The organism is Mesorhizobium sp. M0894 (assembly GCF_040319725.1).
In the GTDB taxonomy this organism is placed as follows: Bacteria; Pseudomonadota; Alphaproteobacteria; order Rhizobiales; family Rhizobiaceae; genus Mesorhizobium.
Window position 1 is genome coordinate 80,043 of sequence record NZ_JAMYOG010000007.1, and the last position, 17,457, is coordinate 97,499.

The 17,457-nt window shown below is 63.2% G+C and carries 21 protein-coding genes; 12 read left to right on the plus strand and 9 right to left on the minus strand.

The window, feature by feature from the left end; genetic code table 11:
- The first annotated feature begins 212 nt into the window (after nt 1–212).
- From NKH91_RS15650 to NKH91_RS15660, 3 genes are read left to right on the plus strand one after another with little or no spacing between them, the layout of a single operon-like run.
- Nucleotides 213–941, plus strand: coding sequence for a hypothetical protein (locus NKH91_RS15650; protein ID WP_245278485.1), 729 nt, complete (start codon nt 213–215; stop codon nt 939–941).
- Entirely contained in the window at nt 938–1,333 is a 396-nt protein-coding gene (locus NKH91_RS15655; RefSeq protein ID WP_352493900.1) for a phage holin family protein, read from the plus strand. The genes NKH91_RS15650 and NKH91_RS15655 overlap by 4 nt, the downstream gene beginning before the upstream one ends.
- Nucleotides 1,330–2,244 carry a hypothetical protein gene (locus tag NKH91_RS15660; RefSeq protein WP_352493901.1) on the plus strand — a complete coding sequence of 305 codons (915 nt, stop codon included), beginning with the start codon at nt 1,330–1,332 and terminating at the stop codon, nt 2,242–2,244. Before NKH91_RS15655 ends, NKH91_RS15660 begins: the two co-directional genes overlap by 4 nt.
- Nucleotides 2,245–2,555: 311 nt before the next feature.
- Here the strand turns inward: NKH91_RS15660 and NKH91_RS15665 are convergent, their stop codons facing one another.
- The 3 genes from NKH91_RS15665 to NKH91_RS15675 all read right to left on the minus strand — a co-directional run bounded on the left by NKH91_RS15665 (nt 2,556) and on the right by NKH91_RS15675 (nt 4,797).
- Nucleotides 2,556–3,077, minus strand: coding sequence for a ferritin-like domain-containing protein (locus NKH91_RS15665; protein WP_352482843.1), 522 nt, complete (start codon nt 3,075–3,077; stop codon nt 2,556–2,558).
- An 81-nt stretch (nt 3,078–3,158) separates the two neighbouring features.
- Nucleotides 3,159–3,434: a hypothetical protein gene (locus NKH91_RS15670; protein ID WP_352482842.1), complete on the minus strand. Its 276-nt coding sequence runs from the start codon at nt 3,432–3,434 to the stop codon at nt 3,159–3,161.
- A gap of 166 nt (nt 3,435–3,600) precedes the next feature.
- Nucleotides 3,601–4,797 carry a M20/M25/M40 family metallo-hydrolase gene (locus NKH91_RS15675; protein WP_352884756.1) on the minus strand — a complete coding sequence of 399 codons (1,197 nt, stop codon included), beginning with the start codon at nt 4,795–4,797 and terminating at the stop codon, nt 3,601–3,603.
- Between the two features lie 342 nt (nt 4,798–5,139).
- On the opposite strand from NKH91_RS15675, the gene NKH91_RS15680 reads away from it, so the two are divergent.
- The 9 genes from NKH91_RS15680 (at nt 5,140) to NKH91_RS15720 (ending at nt 12,270) form a co-directional block, all read left to right on the plus strand.
- Nucleotides 5,140–5,238, plus strand: coding sequence for a pyrroloquinoline quinone precursor peptide PqqA (locus tag NKH91_RS15680; RefSeq protein ID WP_352482840.1), 99 nt, complete (start codon nt 5,140–5,142; stop codon nt 5,236–5,238).
- Between the two features lie 87 nt (nt 5,239–5,325).
- Complete coding sequence (gene pqqB / locus NKH91_RS15685; RefSeq protein WP_352884755.1) at nt 5,326–6,258, plus strand: pyrroloquinoline quinone biosynthesis protein PqqB; 933 nt, start codon at nt 5,326–5,328, stop codon at nt 6,256–6,258.
- Nucleotides 6,259–6,272: 14 nt separating this feature from the next.
- Nucleotides 6,273–7,013, plus strand: a complete 741-nt coding sequence (gene pqqC, locus NKH91_RS15690) for a pyrroloquinoline-quinone synthase PqqC (protein WP_352884754.1) — start codon at nt 6,273–6,275, stop codon at nt 7,011–7,013.
- Complete coding sequence (pqqD, locus tag NKH91_RS15695) at nt 7,010–7,306, plus strand: pyrroloquinoline quinone biosynthesis peptide chaperone PqqD (protein ID WP_023716589.1); 297 nt, start codon at nt 7,010–7,012, stop codon at nt 7,304–7,306. Before pqqC ends, pqqD begins: the two co-directional genes overlap by 4 nt.
- Nucleotides 7,276–8,421 carry a pyrroloquinoline quinone biosynthesis protein PqqE gene (gene pqqE, locus NKH91_RS15700; protein WP_352884753.1) on the plus strand — a complete coding sequence of 382 codons (1,146 nt, stop codon included), beginning with the start codon at nt 7,276–7,278 and terminating at the stop codon, nt 8,419–8,421. Before pqqD ends, pqqE begins: the two co-directional genes overlap by 31 nt.
- 192 nt (nt 8,422–8,613) lie before the next feature.
- Nucleotides 8,614–9,792 (plus strand): lanthanide ABC transporter ABC transporter substrate-binding protein PedA1, encoded by a 1,179-nt coding sequence (locus NKH91_RS15705; RefSeq protein WP_352884752.1) that lies wholly within the window; start codon nt 8,614–8,616, stop codon nt 9,790–9,792.
- A complete protein-coding gene (locus tag NKH91_RS15710; RefSeq protein WP_352884750.1) occupies nt 9,780–10,748 on the plus strand; it encodes a PQQ-dependent catabolism-associated beta-propeller protein in 969 nt (322 codons plus the stop codon). The genes NKH91_RS15705 and NKH91_RS15710 overlap by 13 nt, the downstream gene beginning before the upstream one ends.
- Nucleotides 10,745–11,470 carry a lanthanide ABC transporter ATP-binding protein PedB/LutE gene (locus NKH91_RS15715; protein WP_023716593.1) on the plus strand — a complete coding sequence of 242 codons (726 nt, stop codon included), beginning with the start codon at nt 10,745–10,747 and terminating at the stop codon, nt 11,468–11,470. The genes NKH91_RS15710 and NKH91_RS15715 overlap by 4 nt, the downstream gene beginning before the upstream one ends.
- Nucleotides 11,467–12,270: a lanthanide ABC transporter permease protein PedC gene (locus NKH91_RS15720; protein ID WP_023716594.1), complete on the plus strand. Its 804-nt coding sequence runs from the start codon at nt 11,467–11,469 to the stop codon at nt 12,268–12,270. Before NKH91_RS15715 ends, NKH91_RS15720 begins: the two co-directional genes overlap by 4 nt.
- Nucleotides 12,271–12,273: 3 nt before the next feature.
- Here NKH91_RS15720 and NKH91_RS15725 read toward each other — a convergent pair whose 3' ends face one another.
- From NKH91_RS15725 to coxB, 6 genes are read right to left on the minus strand one after another with little or no spacing between them, the layout of a single operon-like run.
- On the minus strand, nt 12,274–12,687 hold the full coding sequence (locus NKH91_RS15725) for a c-type cytochrome (RefSeq protein ID WP_023716595.1): 414 nt from the start codon (nt 12,685–12,687) through the stop codon (nt 12,274–12,276).
- On the minus strand, nt 12,668–13,546 hold the full coding sequence (locus tag NKH91_RS15730) for a cytochrome c oxidase assembly protein (protein WP_352482832.1): 879 nt from the start codon (nt 13,544–13,546) through the stop codon (nt 12,668–12,670). Before NKH91_RS15730 ends, NKH91_RS15725 begins: the two co-directional genes overlap by 20 nt.
- Nucleotides 13,543–13,845, minus strand: a complete 303-nt coding sequence (locus NKH91_RS15735; RefSeq protein ID WP_352547417.1) for a hypothetical protein — start codon at nt 13,843–13,845, stop codon at nt 13,543–13,545. The genes NKH91_RS15730 and NKH91_RS15735 overlap by 4 nt, the downstream gene beginning before the upstream one ends.
- A gap of 40 nt (nt 13,846–13,885) precedes the next feature.
- A complete protein-coding gene (locus tag NKH91_RS15740; RefSeq protein WP_352482830.1) occupies nt 13,886–14,491 on the minus strand; it encodes a cytochrome c oxidase subunit 3 in 606 nt (201 codons plus the stop codon).
- Nucleotides 14,488–16,464, minus strand: a complete 1,977-nt coding sequence (ctaD, locus tag NKH91_RS15745) for a cytochrome c oxidase subunit I (RefSeq protein ID WP_352482829.1) — start codon at nt 16,462–16,464, stop codon at nt 14,488–14,490. Before ctaD ends, NKH91_RS15740 begins: the two co-directional genes overlap by 4 nt.
- Nucleotides 16,461–17,435: a cytochrome c oxidase subunit II gene (gene coxB / locus NKH91_RS15750; protein ID WP_352482828.1), complete on the minus strand. Its 975-nt coding sequence runs from the start codon at nt 17,433–17,435 to the stop codon at nt 16,461–16,463. The genes ctaD and coxB overlap by 4 nt, the downstream gene beginning before the upstream one ends.
- Between the last annotated feature and the right edge of the window lie 22 nt (nt 17,436–17,457).

A 17,457-nucleotide genomic window follows, 5' to 3' on the forward strand; every position in this document is an offset into this window, starting at 1 on the left:
GCCCAGGCAGCGCGAATATCTGCCGGAACGGACCTGCGTCTCGACCTGTAAGTCGCACCGGAGTCCGGTCTCGTATCATTTCCAACCGCGCTCACCGCCATCGGCACAGGACAAGATCCCGTCTTGAGGCGGGTTAGGCTTCGCTTACCAAAAAAGATGACGTCCGAGGGAACACGGGAAGCACAGGCAAGTTCGGTGCGCAGTGGAGGAGATTGCGCCATGAACAGTGTTATTTATCTCATCGGCCTCGTCGTCGTCGTGCTTGCGATCCTCTCCTTCCTCGGATTCCACTAGGAGACACCATGCAGGACCAGGACGATCAGGGCCGTCAGCCGGCCGATTTCGAGACAGCCAGAAGCGAGCTTTCGGAAAGACTACAACGGGAAAAGCAGACCGCGACGGAAGCGCTCCACGATGCGCGTGACGAGATCACCAGGAAAGCCGGAGATTACGCATCGGAAGCAAAGCAAGCATTGTTCAACAAGGCGGAGGGAACGCAGCGCGACGTGAGCGCCAACCTCAAGGCCTTCAGCGGCGCATTGCGCGCGGCAAGCGAGCATCTTGCCAACAATGATCAACGGACCGCTTCGAAATTCGCCCTTGACGCCGCAGGCGGGCTCGAGCGGCTTTCCTCGTCCCTGAAGGATAAACCGTTCGACGAGGTGCTTGGCGAAATTCAGTCGTTCGGCCGCGAAAACTCGGGCGCGCTGATCGCCGGTTCGGTATTGGCAGGCCTCGCGTTGGGGCGGTTCATCAAGAGCTCGCCACCCTCTGCCCAAACCGGAGCACCGGGCCAGTCGGAAACAGGCCGGGCGCCCGAGACGGGTCCTCGCTCGAATGAGTTCGGATGGCAATCGGCAGAGGCAGTTGAGCCGGCCCCGCTAGGATCCGATCAGTCCGGCGATGACTGGGCCAATGCAAGCCTGGAGCGAAACCCATGACTGACAATCAGGACACTCGCAGCCTGACAACCCTTGTCAGCGATCTGGCACAGCAGGTCACAACACTGCTTCAAACCGAAAGCAGGCTGTTGCGGGCTGAAATGTCGGAAAAGGTAAGCAAGGTCGGCGCCGGCGCCGTGGAGGTAATGGGAGGCGTCATTTGCCTGCTTGCCGCCCTGATGGTGCTTTTGCAGGCGCTGGTGATTGCCTTGGCGAGCGCCGGGCTGGGGGCCGGATGGTCCTCGCTGCTGGTCGGCGTCGTGGTGGCAGTACTGGGCGTCGTACTCTTGCGGTCCGGCAAGGCAAGCATGGCTCCCTCCGAGTTGACCCCCGACCGGACACAAGACCAACTTAAACGCGACGCACGCGTGATCAAGGAACAGATAAGATGACCGACAAATCCGCAGCCGAGTTGGAACGCGATGCTGATATTGCTCGCGCCAGAGTGGCAGATACCGCAGACTCGATCCGCAGCAAGATGACACCGGGCCAACTGATCGACGAATTCACCGGGATGTTCAGCGGCGAGGGATCCGCCATGCTCAGCAATCTTAAGACTCAGGTCAGGGACAATCCGTTGCCGCTTACATTGGTCGGCGCGGGCCTGGCCTGGCTGATGCTTGGCAAGGGCACGTCGGTAGACAGTTCAGCACTTGGTGCCTATTCGACCGGCAGGGAACATGACGCCACCCGAAACTTCTCTGACCAGAGGGGCTTGGGCGGGGCCTGGCAGGGCTCACGCGGCGATGAGTACGGTGCCGAGGGCGAAGGTTCCGCCGGCTCCATGCTCTCCGATGCCGCTCGTTCGGTCGCTTCCGTGGCAGGCGGTGCGACTGAGGCTGTGGCAGACGTTGCGAGCGGCGCCAAAGAAAGATTGACAAGCACGGCCGGGCAGGTCGGCTCGGCCGCCACCGATATCACGGGGCGGGTGCGTCAGTCGGCGCAGGACCTGTTCCAGCGCGAACCTCTGGCAATGGCCGCGGTGGGCCTTGCCGTGGGCACCGCCATCGGCGTGATGCTGCCTCACACCGCCGCGGAAGACGCGCAACTCGGCCCCTACCGCGACAAGCTTCGTGACAGTGCCGAAGAAGTCTTTGAAGAAGGCGTGGAACAAGCCAAGCAGGTCGCCGCCGAAGCATATGAGACTGTAAAGGAAGAGGCTGACCGACAGGGTTCCAGCGGCGATGCCGAGACGTTGGTCGACCGCGTCGAGAAAGTCGTGAAAAAGACGGCAAGCAAAACCGAGGAAGCCATTCGCGATCGTTTGCCGGAGACCGACGAGGCTCCCAAATCGACGTCATAGCGCTGCCACCGGTCGTTCCTGGTGATTTCGACCGCGGGTCGCCTTGCGGTGGGAACATCGAAGTCGGCCAGGAGTCCGCAACCTTCCGCAGACAAATGGGATCGCGGCGTTCAAGCCATCAGAACCGGGGCGCTCCGATCCGTTCGGATTCTTAGCTCTGAATCCGTTCGGTTCTTCGGGCTCCAAGGAAGCGTGTCTGGCCGACGCGTGGCGCGCGGTCCTTAGCAGCACTTCCGATCCCAGAAAAAACAACCACCCCGTCAATTCGGCTGGGGTGGTTGTCAGGAATTCCTCTTCCCCAGCGGGGCGGCCTAACTCTTGGCGGTCTCTCCCGCCTCACGCAGCCTGGCGTATTGCAAGGTGACGGCGCGAAGGTTCTGCTTCAACCAGTCGGCCATTTTTTCTTCTTCGCTGAGATTCTGCTGAAGAGAGTTGGTTGCCTGACTAAACCCTCCGGCTTCGGCGAGTACGAGCAATGAGTTGTAGGCGGCGATCTCGTAATTTTCGAATGCAAAGTTGGCGAAGCTGTTCTTGAGGATTTCGTCGCCGGCTACGGAATGTCCCATCGCCGCCATGCTGCCGACCATCGACATGGCCGTGTCTTTCAATGTGGAATGGTCCTCGCCGAGGCCATCCAGAATGGATTCCAGCCGGGCGATCTGCCCTTCGGTCTCCGTGATATGCTGCTGCAGGCGATCGGCGACCTGCGGATAGTTCTCGATCCGCTTGACCTGAGGCTTCATGATCGAAAGTGCCTGGTTCTCCATGGCGTGGGCGTTGCGCAGCCCAACAATGAAGATCGAACGGGTTTCGGAGTTGACGTCAGTGTCCATAGGATTTCCTCGCGATTTGATTTGTAGAACCAAACCTCGGCTTCGCCGATTTGTTCCTGGCGAGATTTGATGGACTCGTACCTATCCTTGCTCTTTAAGCAGCGCTGCACAAACATCGCTCACGACCTGCGGCAGGACGTCGAAAGCATAGCCGATGTGAAGCCGCTCAGGCGGCGTGTGGTAGTCTCGTCCCCACGGACCGATATTGATGGTGGGAATGTTGGCTAGCCCACCTGACTTCGGCCAGCGAATGCCGTCCCGCCACATCGGCGTGTTGCGGGCGACGACCTTGAGACCGGACTCGGCCGCCTCGCCAAAGAAGCTCATATCCGAGATGCCGGCGAAATAAATCCGCACAGCCGATTGCCGAGCCATAGCGGGCGCTTGCGTCGGCCGCGACGTCCGAAGCGATCGCCCGCAGCCGCGCCGCTGCCGGCCGGTCCGAAAGGTTCGTCGGCAAGTAAGGTATCGAGCCGAAGCCGGTGACGATTGCCGGTCCCGGCAAGCGGCTCAATCGCCATGCCTAGTCGGTGACCAGCCGGCATTGCTCCGGCAGTGGAAGATCGCGGGCGGCAAGCGAAGCCCCAACGGCGCCAAGCCTCGATCTTGCCTCCGCGTCGAGACGGTCCAGCACTGCCTCGTAACGATGCAGGGGGATTGTTTCGAGGAGATCGATCGCGGCGCTGCCGTGCTGGAAGTGCCGCCGCCGCTTCAACTCCGCCAGGCAGGCCGAAGCAGCATCGGCGCAAAGCCGGTCGAAGCGTTCGAGCACCTCATCCGGCGTCCGGCGATAGCTCAGCACGTTGAAGGTGGCGAACGCCGCAGCCGGCGTGGTCACGTCATAGCCGGACTTGCCGTCGCGAATGCTGAGCAGACTCGGCGGTGTACCCGGAAGCGACCGGGAGTCGTCGGTCAGCTCCGATGCCCATTCCACCCGGGCGGCTATGGCCGCGGCAATGGTCGCCGCATTCAGGCCACTCAACGGAAAGCCGCTATGCGCGGGAACGCCGACGACATGGGCCGTCGGAAGCAGCTTGCCGACCGTTCCAAGCGCGATGACGCGACCCTTGCTGCCGTCCCCGTCGTCGGCGATCGCATCGAGATTGATCGCCGCGAAGATGTCCAACTCGTGCTCGCCGGCTATCTCGGTGAGAACCTGTGCCGCTTTGCGCGCATCGACAGAATTGTTCTCTTCGTCGGGAACCGCGATAAACAGAAAGTTTCCCGCCGCTTTGGTGCTTTCGGCGAATGCGGCGCAAACCGCCAGCCCGGCGGCCAAACCGGCCTTCATGTCGAGCAGCCCGCGGCCGGCGAGAAACTCCCCCGAGGCGAAGTCGTCCCGCGCCCGCCTCACGGCAGGCGCCTCGGCCATGGCCAAAGTTTTTCTTAGCGCTTGGGTGAGTTGTTGCGGCTGGGTGGCCAGATCCTCCAGATCGCCATAGTCGCGCGTCGTGACGGTGTCGTAGTGACCGGTCAGCACGATGGTGGCGCGGCCAGTACCGCGGACCAGCATCGCCACGCAATGGCGGCCATCTTCCGGCTCGACCTCTATGGTCCAGGTTTCCGCGTGGCGAAACGCGGCTTCGCGGCGTAACTCGTCTGCCAGCCACGGGCCGAACGAGGCTTCGCCGCCGGTCCCGGTGACGCTCTTCTCCTCGGTCAATGCGATGGCCCAGCGCATGGCGCGCCCGGACAGGCTGCTTTTCGCCTCACCGTTCATCATTGTGCCCGATACAAGATGCAGGAGAACGAGCTTAGCGCCAGCAGGGCGATTTCCTCAAGAGTTGCGTTGCGCCGGCTTACATCCTCCTGGCTTCGTCAGAAGCCGGTTGTTTCACCGGGGCTTGCTTCTGGTCACAGGTGGCCGGCCGATGCTGTAAGCTTCGCGCGAACATCCGCCACCCCGGTTCCGCTTTCGGTTGATCTGTCTTTTCTTTGACGCGAGCGTCCGACGCCCAATCCGAAAGAGCACCCCTCGCATACCCTGTCGGGAACAAAGCTTGGGCTGCGTGCTTATGGGATTGGCTGCGGTATTTCCAAGGCAGCCAGATCGGAGAAAGACATGAAGAAGAAGACTTGGAAGAAGCCCGTCATGTGCGAAGTCGCGGCGGGAATGGAGATATCGCGCTATTTGCCTGCCGAAATCACCACAAAGAAATGACATTACGCAACCGGCGGGTACGGCATCGGCTGTGCTCGACCGGTTCGCGACATTGCTGGAATAGAGAAACGCGGAGTTTGTCACGGCGTGTGGATTAGGATCATCGGGTCCGCCGCGGGTGGCGGTTTTCCTCAGTGGAACGCCAACGACAGGCTGAACAGGGCCGCGCGGGCGGGTAATCCTGGGGTCCGCCCGCGTCTTCAGACGAGTGTTGCGGCATCTCCAGACGGGCGACACTGGGTGCTTTTCAATGCCTCTCCCGATATCCGCCAGCAGATTGCTGAAAACCCTGAACTCCAACCGCATCCGGAGATGTCGGCACGCGCCACACCGCTGGCAGCCGTCGTCCTGACCGGCGCCGAGATCGACCAGATTTCGGGGCTCCTCAGCTTGCGTGAGCGGCAACCCTTCGCTCTTTATGCAACGGAGCAGGTTCTGGCGGTTATCGCCTCCAATTCGATCTTCGATGTCCTCGATGCTCAGATTGTTTCGCGCCGCTGCCTTCCTCCTGAAGGCTTCATCGATCTTTGCGATGCCGAGGGCGCGGAAATCGGCATCCGCATCGAGGTGTTTTCCCTTCCTGGCAAGGTGGCGCTCTTTCTTGAAGATGGCGGCCGACAGGATCCGGAGCTCCGTTCCGCCGATGGCGGCACGATCGGGGTTCGTCTGATGGAGGGGAGCCGCTCGCTGCTCTTCATTCCCGCTTGTACAGCCGTCGATGAATCGCTGCGGCAACGGATTGCCGGCGCCGACATGGTTCTCCTCGACGGCACAGTGTTCACGGACGACGAGCTGATCACGGCCGGCGTGGGCGTGAAGACCGGCGCGCGCATGGGACACATCGCCATGTCCGGACCGAACGGTGCGATCGCATGTCTGAACCACCTGCCGGTCGACCGCCGGATTTTCATCCATATCAACAACACAAATCCGGTTCTGGACGAGGAATCGCCCGAACACGCGGCGGTGCGCGCAGCTGGATGGGAGATTGCGCAAGACCGGATGGAGCTCATGCTGTGAACGATTTTTCCGACGTGGTCGGCCGCGGCCTCAATGAACAAGATTTGCGCACAGTCCTTCTGCAGGTCGGCCGCGAGCGTTATCACAACCGACACCCCTACCATCGCAGAATGGTGGAGGGAGCGATGTCGAAGACCGAGCTGCAGGCCTGGGCGCTCAACCGCTACTGCTATCAGGCGGCCATTCCGCGCAAGGACGCCACCATCCTGTCCCACGCCGAGGATCCGGCATTCAGGGCCGCATGGCGCAAGCGCATCGAGGACCATGACGGCGAGGACGGCCGGAGTGGCGGAATTGCGCGCTGGCTGCATCTCGCGACGTCGCTCGGCCTTGAGTCGGAAGAGGTGAAAAGCCAAAGGCTGGCGCTGCCGGCAACACGCTTCGCGGTGCAGGCGTATGTCAATTTCTGCGCGTCCCATACGCTGCTCGAAGCAGTTGCTTCCTCCCTCACCGAACTCTTCTCGCTCGATATTATCGCAGAACGCGTGCCAGCGATGCTGGCGCGATACGACTTCGTCAGGGCCGACACGCTCGCCTATTTCGATCGGCGGCCCGATCAGGCCGCACGCGATTCCGATTTCGCGCTGGGCTACGTGCTTCGCTATGCCGACACGCCGGAACGTCAGCAGAAGGTTGTCGACGCCTTGGTCTTCAAGTGCGATGTGCTCTGGGCGATGCTCGACGCGCTCGACTACGCATATGGGCATGACGGCGTCATACCCCCTGGCTGCTTCCGGCCGGAGACCAACGGATGACAGCGGACCGCCGGAGAGGGATTGTATCGGCGCAATCTCGCCCGCGCCTCGCGCCCTATGTACGCCTGCGTTTCGATCCCGTCCGGAATGCCTGGGCGGTGCTGGCACCTGAGCGCGTTCTGTGGCCCGATGCAATCGGACTGGACATCCTCCGGCGCTGTGACGGCAAGACGTCAATCAGTGCCATTGTGAGGGAGCTTGCTTGCGAATATGACGGTCAGGGCCAGGAAATCGACGCCGACGTCGGCGCCTTCCTGCAGGAATGGGCAGACCGGCTGTTGGTGCGGCTGTGACGCAGGCGCCGTTCCCTCCGATCGCGATGCTGGCTGAGCTGACGCATCGCTGCCCTCTGCAGTGCCCCTACTGCTCCAATCCCATTGATTTGCTGAAAGCCGACCGTGAAATGGAGACGGAACGCTGGCTCGACGTGTTCGAGCAAGTGGCGGCTATGGGCGTTCTTCAAGTGCATCTTTCGGGCGGCGAGCCGACGCTGCGCCGGGACCTCGAACAATTCGTGTCAACGCTGTCGCAAACCGGTGTCTACACCAACCTCATCACGGCCGGCGTCGGCCTTGCCGGCATCCGTCTGGAAGCACTTGCCAGCGCGGGGCTAGACCATGTTCAGGTGAGCTTCCAGGGTGCCAATGCCGAAACCACCGCGCGGATCGGACGCCATTCCGGCGCCCACGCGCAAAAGCTCGCTGCCGCCAGACATGCGCGGGCCCTCGGACTGGCGCTGACGATCAATGCGCCGATCCATCGGCACAACATCGCGGAAATTCCCGATTACATCGACCTGGCGCTCTCGCTCGGCGCCGAGCGGCTGGAGATTGCCAACGTGCAATATGCCGGCTGGGCGTTGCTCAATCGTCGCTATCTGCTGCCCGACGGCGCCTCGATAGAGCATCAGGTCGCGACCGTGGAGGCCGCACGGGCACGTCTTGTCGGCGTGCTGGAGATCGATTTCGTGGTGGCGGATCATTTTGCGACCTATCCCAAGCCCTGCATGGGCGGCTGGGGGCGCGATGCTTTCGTCATCGCACCGGACGGCTTGGTGCTGCCCTGTCATGCTGCGATGACCATTCCATCGCTGCGATTCGAGCGTTTCGGCTCTCGGCCGCTGGCCGACATTTGGCGGGACTCGCAGGCATTCAACGCCTTCCGTGGGACGGACTGGATGCTGGAACCCTGCCGCAGCTGCGAGCGCCGTGATGTCGACTGGGGCGGCTGCCGTTGCCAGGCGCTGGCGCTGGCCGGCGATGCTGCGGCGGCCGATCCCGTATGCGTCAGGTCGCCCCTCCATGCCCGGATGGCGATGCTGCTCGAGGAGACGCTTCCGCCGTCCGATGCGAGGACCGGCGGAGACCCCATCCCGCCCTTTGCCTTTCGCCGTATCGGCCGCACATGATCTCGATCAAGAGTCCGGGGCTACCCTCGTTCTCACTCGGCGGCTGGAAGGAACAGTCAAGGTGAGGCCGATCCAGATCTGACCAGCCGTCACCACAAGGCCGTGAATATCCAGAGTGGAACCTTTTCAATGGCGGGGAATTAATCCAACTCCGCCTCGGTCAGTCACTGCGGGAGAGGGAGCTGCAGCGGAATGAGGCTGGCGCTTGCTGTTCTTGCCCTGTTGCTTTTCGTCGCTGCTCCCGGTCTTGCCGAGCCTCAGACGGTGGTAATCGGCTATCTCGGCCAGTCGCGCAAGCCGCCCTTACAGTTGGGTCCGCTGGACCAGTTCGCGACAGATGACGGGCTGCAAGGCGCACGTCTTGGCATCGCCGACGACAATACGACCGGGCGCTTTCTCGGCCAGCATTTCCGGCTGGAGGAGCGAGTGCTGGAGCCCGCCGAGGCGGCATCGGACGCGATAGGCCAGTTCGCTGGCGCCGGCCTTGCGTTTGTCGTCGCCGATCTTGACGCTGTGCCGCTCACGCAGGCGCTTGCGGCGCCTGGCGCCGAGAAGATGCTGCTGTTCAACAGCCGCGCTACCGACGATGCGCTGCGCCAGCAGGACTGCAGGAAGAACCTGCTACACACCATTCCAAGCCGCGCCATGCTCGCCGACGGCCTGGCGCAGTACCTGGTGTGGAAGCGCTGGCAGCGCTGGTTCCTGCTTGTCGGCACGCATTCTGCCGACCAGGCGATGGCCGCCGCTTTTCGCCGCGCGGCGCAACGTTTCGGGGCCGAAATCACCGTCGACCAGCCATGGACGTTCCGTCCGGCGAACGGACGCGCTGATACCGGCCATGTCACGCTGCAGTCAGAAATACCGGCCGCCACGCAGGTCGCCGATTACGATGTATTGGTCGTCGCCGACGAGGCTGACGAATTCGGCGCCTATCTCGATGACCGCACGGCACTGCCGCGACCGGTCGCCGGCACGCAAGGGCTGGTTGCGGCCGGTTGGAACGCCGTCACCGAGGAATGGGGAGCGACGCAGTTGCAGGACCGCTTCCGGAAGCAGGCGGGGCGATGGATGACGCCGAGCGACTATGCCGCCTGGCTCGCCGTGCGCAGCGTCGGCGAGGCCGCGACGCGGCTGCGCAGCGTCGATCCGTCAGCCATCGCCGGCTACATGCGCGGCGACGATTTTCTTCTCCCCGGTTTCAAAGGCCAAGGGCTCAGTTTTCGTCCATGGGACGGGCAACTGCGGCAGCCGATCCTGATTGCTGGGCCTCGCCTGCTGGTCTCCGCCTCGCCGCAGCCCGGCTTCCTGCATCAGCGGACGCCGCTCGACACGCTTGGCATCGATCTCGAGGAGAGCGCATGCCGCTTTTGACCGCAATCCTCCTGGTGGTGTCCGTGCTTATCTCGGTCGGTCCTGTTGCTGCCGAAACCGTCTACGTGTCGAACGAACAGGACAATGCGGTTGCCGTCGTCGACGGGGCAAGTATGAGCCTCTCGGCAACGATCGACGTCGGACGGCGGCCGCGCGGACTGGCGCTTTCCATTGACAAGAAGACCCTCTTTGTCGCTGTCGGCGACGACAATCGCATCGATGTCGTCGACCTTGCCAAGAGACGAGTGGTCGGCCAACTGCCTTCGGGAGCCGATCCGGAATTCTTCGTCGTGCATCCCGACGGCAAGCGGCTGTTTGTCGCCAATGAGAACGACAATCTGGTCTCGGTAGTGGAAATCGCCTCGGCCAAGGTCATCGGCAACGTCGATGTCGGTGTCGAGCCCGAGGGAATGGCGGTCAGCGCGGACGGCCGTTACGTCGCCTGCACCTCGGAGACGACGAGCATGCTGCATCTCATCGACGCCGGCACGCTCGATCTCGTGGATAATTTGCTGGTCGACACGCGACCGCGCGCCGCGGCGTTCTCCCCGGACGCAAAGCGGCTTTGGGTCTCTTCCGAGAACCGCGGCACGGTGACGGTCTTCGACACCTTAACACGGGCTGAAACCGGCAAGGTCCAGTTTGAGGTGCCGGGTATTCGCCGCGACGGCGTCCAGGCCGTCGGCATCGAGATGTCGCGTGACGGCGGCACTGCGTATGTCGCGCTGGGTCCCGCAAACCGGATCGCCGAGATTGACACGGCCACGCTGGCGGTGCGCCGCCTTTATCTTGTCGGCCAGCGGCCATGGCACGTCGCGCTGGCAGACGATCAGAGACGCCTATTCAGCGCCAACGGCAATTCCGGCGATATCTCGGTCATCGACCTTGAGAATGAAGAGGTGGTCAAATCGCTGCCGGTCGGGCGCGGTCCGTGGGGCGTCGTGGTTGGGCCATGAAAGCGCTGTCGCTCGACAATCTGGGGCACAGTTTCAAGGACCGGCGGGTGCTCGACGCTATCTCCTTCTCGGTCGAGCAGGGCAGGATGTGCATCCTGCTTGGTCGCAACGGCGCCGGCAAGACCACCTTGTTCTCGCTGATTACCGGTCTCTATCACGCTCGTTCTGGCTCGGTGCAAGTGTTCGGACACGCCATGCGCACCGACCCTGCGACCGCGCTCGCCCAGATGGGCGTCGTCTTCCAGCAGCAGACGCTCGATCTCGATCTCACGGCGGGCGAGAACCTACGCTATCACGCCGCCCTGCATGGTCTTGCCGCCGACGTTACCAAGGTCCGAACACGCGAGGAACTCGGCCGCCTCGAAGTCCTCGACAGGCTCGGCGATCCCATCCGCTCATTGTCGGGCGGCCAGCGGCGGCGTGTCGAGATCGCCCGTGCGCTCATGCACCAGCCGCGCCTTCTCCTGCTCGACGAGCCGACCACCGGACTGGACGTGCCCGGGCGCCGGGCACTGGCGCAGCATGTTCGCGGCTTATGCCGCGAACGCGGCATTGCGGTATTGTGGGCGACGCATTTCCTTGAGGAGGTGACTGCCGAAGATGATGTTGTCGTGCTTCACGGCGGCCGGGTGCGATGGGCAGGCCGCGCCGATCGCATTACCGCCGAACTCGGCGTCGGCAGCATGGCAGACGCGTTCGCTCGCTTGACGGAGTCGGCATGATAACCCGTCATGCGCTGCGGGCGCTCATCGGCATCTTGCAGCGAGAACTGCTTCGCACGCTGCGCCAGCGCGGCCGCCTGATCTCGGCGATTGCCCGGCCATTGGTATGGCTGGCCATCTTCGCCGCCGGCTTCCGCTCCGTGCTCGGCCTGTCGATCACGCCGCCTTACCAGACTTATGTGCTGTATGAAGTCTATGTGGTGCCCGGGCTGGCCGCGATGATGCTGCTGTTCCACGCCATGGCCAGTTCGCTGGCAATGGTCTATGACCGCGAAATGGGCAGCATGCGTCTGTTGCTGACCGCGCCGCTGCCGCGCTGGTATCTGCTCGGCGCTCGCCTGCTCGCCAGTGTGGTCGTCGGCCTGCCGCTCGTGTACCTGTTCTTGCTGATCGCGCGCTACTGGGACGTGCGGCCACCGATGCTCGGCTATCTCGCGGTTCTGCCGGCGCTGGTCCTGTCCGGGCTGATGCTTGGCGCCTTCGGCCTGCTCGTCTCGTCAGTATCGGCCCAGATGGAGAATTTCGCCGGGGTGATGAACTTCGTCATCTTTCCGATGTTCTTCGCCTCGACCGCGCTCTATCCACTGTGGCGACTTGCCGAGGCTGGTCCGGTGCTTGCGACGGTCGCAGCGCTGAATCCGTTCAGCCATGCAGTCGAGCTGATCCGCTTCGCGCTCTATCTGCGCTTCGAGCCGGTCTCATGCCAAGTAGTTCTGGCCTGCCTCGTCGTGTTCTTCCTCGCCGCGGCGGCCGCTTATGATCCCGGTCGTGGTCTGTGGTCGCGACGCGGCGAGCAATGACTTTCATTTGAGCGAATAGAGGTAGGCAGCCACGTCCCGCGCCTCCTGCTCGGAAATTCTGGTCGAAGGCATTGCCGTATGCGGGCTGATCTCCCTTGCCGCACGGATCCAGCGGATCAAGTTTTCCGGCTTGTTGTACAAGACGCCGCCGACGTAAACCCGGTTGGCCAAGCTGGCGTCGAGGCGCGGGCCGACCAGCCCTTGCGCTCCGGGAACGCCGGTGATGGTGTGGCAACCGGCGCAGCCATTGGCCATCATGATCGGTATGGCGCGGGCGCCGACACCGCCGGTCGCATTGTCTGCCTTCTGCTCGACCCGACGGCTTTGCTCGAAGTACAACGCAATCCCGGCCAGGGCTGCAACGAGCACGACAATTACCGCAGCGCCGATTATGGCTTTAGACAGCGTGAAGCGCATGCGGCGCCTCCTTTCGGCTGCTCGAGCGGATCCACAGGCCAGCCAGCAGCAACGCCGCGCCGCCATAGATCAGGCCGGCCGGAACCCACATCACCAAACCGGCGAGTTGCTGGTCCTCGAGCGGACTAAGGCTCCACAATTCTGCGCCGGCGGCGTTTTCCGGGTACCACAGCCTTGGCGAGACCAGCAGCAGCACTCCGAGCAGGCCGGTGTGCAGCGAGGTGAAGAAAAGGTGCATGACCGCGCTGCCATAGGCTTGTTCGCGGCCGGGGCGCGGCAGCAGCACCCACCAGAACAGCAGGCCGCTACCGAGGAAGCTGGCATGTTGCGCATAGTGCAGGGCACCCTGTCCAAGCGCTGCCTCGAACAGGGCCGGAACGTGCCACGCCCATATCGCGACGCCGTGCAGGACGGTGGCGGCTGCAGGGCGGCTGATGGCGACCCAAACCGCTCGCAGCATCTTGGCGTGCCCGGCTGTGCCCAGCGCCTGCCGCAGCTTGATCGGCAATGCCCACATCATCGCCGCGGCCGGACAGGAGGCGACCAGCAAGGGCGCCGCCACCGCCATCAGCAGCTCATGTTCGATCATATGGGCGGTGAAAACGCGCTCACCCAATGCATGGAGCGGATTGACCAGCGCTGCTGCCAGAATGACCCAGCCGGCCGCGAACAGCAGGGCTTGCCACAGCCGCAACGGGCGGCTGCGAGCACTCCGCCGCCACAACCGAGCGGCTCCAGCGGTGTAAAGCAGTGCGATCGCTGCCAACGGCAGCGTAATTGGCAGCGCCAGCGTCCAACCCGCCTGAGGGGCGCCGGCACCGTAGCAGATCGAGGTCGAGAAGAGCGCCTCGAAGCTCATCGTATGCAGCCGTCAAGAATGAGCGAGGCAGCGCCCTGCATGACGATTACCAGCGTAAACAGCACCGCGCTTAGAATGCTGACATTGGCGACGAAATCTTCGGTGCCGCGCGTACGCTCCGGTTTGAAGGCGGCGCCGCCTTGCTGTCGCGCCCGCCACGAAAGCGCGCCGCCGAGCAAGGCCAGCACCGCCAACACCAACGCAATGACGGGGATGATCGCAATCCTGTGAGCGCACTGCCACTCGACAACCGCGTAGTTCAGTTGCGTCGATACCGCCCAGGCCAATGGCCCCGACAACAGCCCACCCCAGGAAGTTCCGTACCGAACCGCACGCATCTCAACCCAGCCTCGGCGTCCAGTAAATAAACAGATAGATCGGGATCCAGGTCGCGACCACGAAATCCCAGTAGAAGACGTTGTCGCCCACATCCCCGAAACGCCGGCCGCTATAGCCATGGCGCGTGAACATCAGAACCGTCAGCACCAGCGTGTCGCCGACATCGGTGATCAGATGTGTGGTGTGGAGGCCGAGCAGCACCCACAGCATCGAGCCATACGCATTGGTATCCCAATAAATGTTGAGGGCCGGAAATTCGAACCAGCGCACGACAAGCGGTGCGATGCCGAGCAGCGACATCACCAGCAGGCCGATGCGCACCGGCACCATGGCACAGGCTTCGGCGTAGCGGTTCAGTATGTGGTTGGGCACCACGCTGGCGAGCAGCAACAGCATGACGATGGTGCCCGGCCAATGGTTGGGCGGCGGCACGCCGAGCGGCCATTCGGGGGACAGGTAGGCAAGGTAGAGATAGGCGCCTGCGGCGAGCGCGAAACCAGTGCCCTCAAGCGCCATGAAGGCGAGGGTGCCCCACCAGGTCGGGCTGCGCGGTCCGAGCCCGAAGGTCGGGAGTTCGGAAAGATCCGCGGCCGGGCGCTGTTTCATTCCTCGTCCTCCGGATCGCCTTTCGGCCAGAACCAGCCGATCAAGGTGATGGCGATCGGCCCGGCTCCCCAGACCACCGCCCACGGGCTGAAGATCGAATAGAGAAAGGTGGCGCCCACGGCGAGGGCGGCGAATAACGGCCAGATCGATGGCGTCGCCGACTTCTCGCGCACATCGGGATGCGCCTCTGCCACGGTCGAAATAACAAGTTCGCGCACGTCGACACGAAGCCCAGTCGCCACCGGCAGCGTATCGCGTTCGGCCCACAGCGGCTCGGCATGTGTAACCACCGGAATATGGGCGAAATTGTAGTTAGGCGGCGGAGACATTGTCGCCCATTCCAGAGTGCCCGCATTCCAGGGATTGTCCCCGGCCGGCGCGCCCCTCAAGGCGCTGTGAACCAGGTTTATGGTAAACAGCACGAAGCTCAGGAACAGGACGACCGCGCCGGCTGTGATGCACAGGTTGATGTTGCCCCAGCCGAGCTCCGCCGGATAGGTGTAGACCCGGCGCGGCATGCCCCACAGCCCGACAATGTGCATCGGAAAGAACGCCGCATTGAAGCCTATGAAGGCAAGCCAGAAGTGCCAGCGTCCGAGACGCTCGTTCATCATCCGGCCGGTGATCTTGGGGAACCAGAAATAGGTCGCGCCGAGCAGCGGGAACACCGACCCGCCGATCAGCACGTAATGGAAATGCGCGACCACGAAATAGGTGTCGTGCACTTGCAGGTCCAATGGGACCGAGGCCAGCATCACGCCGGTCAGGCCGCCTGCGACGAAGGTGAAGAAGAAGCCGAACACGAACAGCAGCGGCGTCCTGACTATCGGCTTTCCGTCCCACAATGTCGCCAGCCAGCAGAAGATCTGCAGCCCATTCGGGATGGCGATCAGCATGCTCGACGCGGTGAAGAAGCTCGCGCCGAGCTTCGGCAAGCCGGTTGCGAACATGTGGTGGACCCACAGGCCGAACGACAGAAAGCCGACCGAAATCAGCGACAGAACCATGCCCAGATAGCCGAATACCGGACGCCGGGCGAAAGCGGCGATGATCGAGGACACCATGCCGGTGGCCGGCAGGAAAATGATGTAGACTTCGGGGTGGCCGAAGAACCAGAACAGGTGCTGGAAGAGCAGTACGTCGCCACCCTCGGCGGGATTGAAGATATGGGTGCCGACCAGCCGGTCGAGGATCAGGAACGTCGACGTGATCATGACCGCCGGCATGGCGAACACGATCACGAAGGAGGTGACCAGCAGCGCCCAGACGTAGAGCGGAATCTTGTCCAGCGACATGCCCGGCGCGCGTTGCTTCAGCACGGTGACGATGGTGGCAACCGCGACCGCCAACGACGACACTTCGGTATAGGTGATCATCTGCGCCCACACGTCGGAACGCTTGCCTGGCCCGAATTCAGGGCCGGACAGCGGCACATAGGAGAACCAGCCGACGTCGGGCGCCATGTCGAGTGCAAACGACACCCAGGCGAAGAGGCCACCGGAGAGATAAATCCAGAAGCTGAATGCATTGAGGCGCGGAAAGGCGATGTTGCGGGTGCCGACCATCAGCGGCACGAGGTAGATGCCAGTCGCCTGAACGATCGGCACTGCAAACAAGAACATCATGGTTACGCCATGCATGGTGAACAGCTGGTTGTAGCGGTCGGGCCCGATCAGCCCGCGCTCCGGCCCCGACAGTTGGATGCGCATGGCAACGGCGCTGAGGCCACCGAGGCACAGGAAGAAGAAGGCGGTGATCAGGTAGCGCCGCGCGACAATTTTGTGGTCGACGCTCGAGAGCGCACCGATGATGCCCGGTGCCGTCTGCCATGTCCGCGCCAGCCAGCGGTCAAGGCTGGCGTCGTCGAGGCCGGTATCGCGAGGACCGTCGTGCTCGGGAGCTAGGTCACCCTTTTGTGCTGCGGCGCGTTGCTGGGCGAGGTCACGCTCATGGGCTAGGTCGGCGCTGCTCATTTCAGGCCTTCGAGATAGGCTACGATCGCATTCAGCTCGTCCCCGTTTAGTCCCACCACGGGCATGTGGGCACCTGGCTTGATCCCTTGCGGATCGGCTATCCAGGCTGCGAGATTGCCGCGGCTCATCGCCAGCGTTCCGGCAGCGAGCGTCTGCCGGCTTGCGATATGTGTAAGGTCGGGAGCGACCGTACCGCCGGCGATGGTGCCGCCGATCTTGTGGCACATCACGCAAGGCCGTTTGAGGAATAGGTCATGGCCGGCTTTTGCCTCGCCAGAGGCAGGAGCGACCGCCGGCCGCAGCTGATCGTTCAGCCACGCGTCGAAGACGGGCCGGGGTTCGGCGACGATGAAGGTGCTCATATTGGCATGCTGCGCGCCGCAGAACTCGGCGCACTGGCCGCGATAGACGCCGGGCTTGTCCGCCTTCAGATCGAGAACGTTCTCGTGGCCTGGAATGAGGTCCAGCTTGCCCGAGAGGTTCGGCACCCAGAAGGAATGGATGACGTCGGTCGAGGTCACGACAAGCCGCACCGGCTCCCCCGCCGGGATGTGGATTTCATTGGCGGTCGTCAGGATGCGGTTCGGCTGATCGTTTTCGTAGCGCACCTCCCACCACCATTGATGCCCGGTCACCCGGATCGTCAGCGCCGCATCCGAGCCGATGGCGGCGAGCGTCCGGTTAGCGAAGTAGCTCAGCAGCGTCAGGCCGACCAGGATCAGGGCGGTAGCGGCGAGTGCGGCGACGACAATTCGCATCTTGCTGCGCTCGGCGGCAGCGTCGAGGACAAGCGGATCGCCGAGCGGCGCCGGGCGCCGGGCCAATGGCGTAATCAGCACGGCCATCACCAGAAGCCAGACCGCCGTGCACAGCGCGGTGAAGAACCAGATCAGCCATGCAAGCTCGCCCGCGGCCGGGCCTTTCGGGTCGAGCGCGGATTGCCAGCCGCTGCATCCTGCAAGGAGCAGCATGCAGGCTGTGCTGCAGCACACC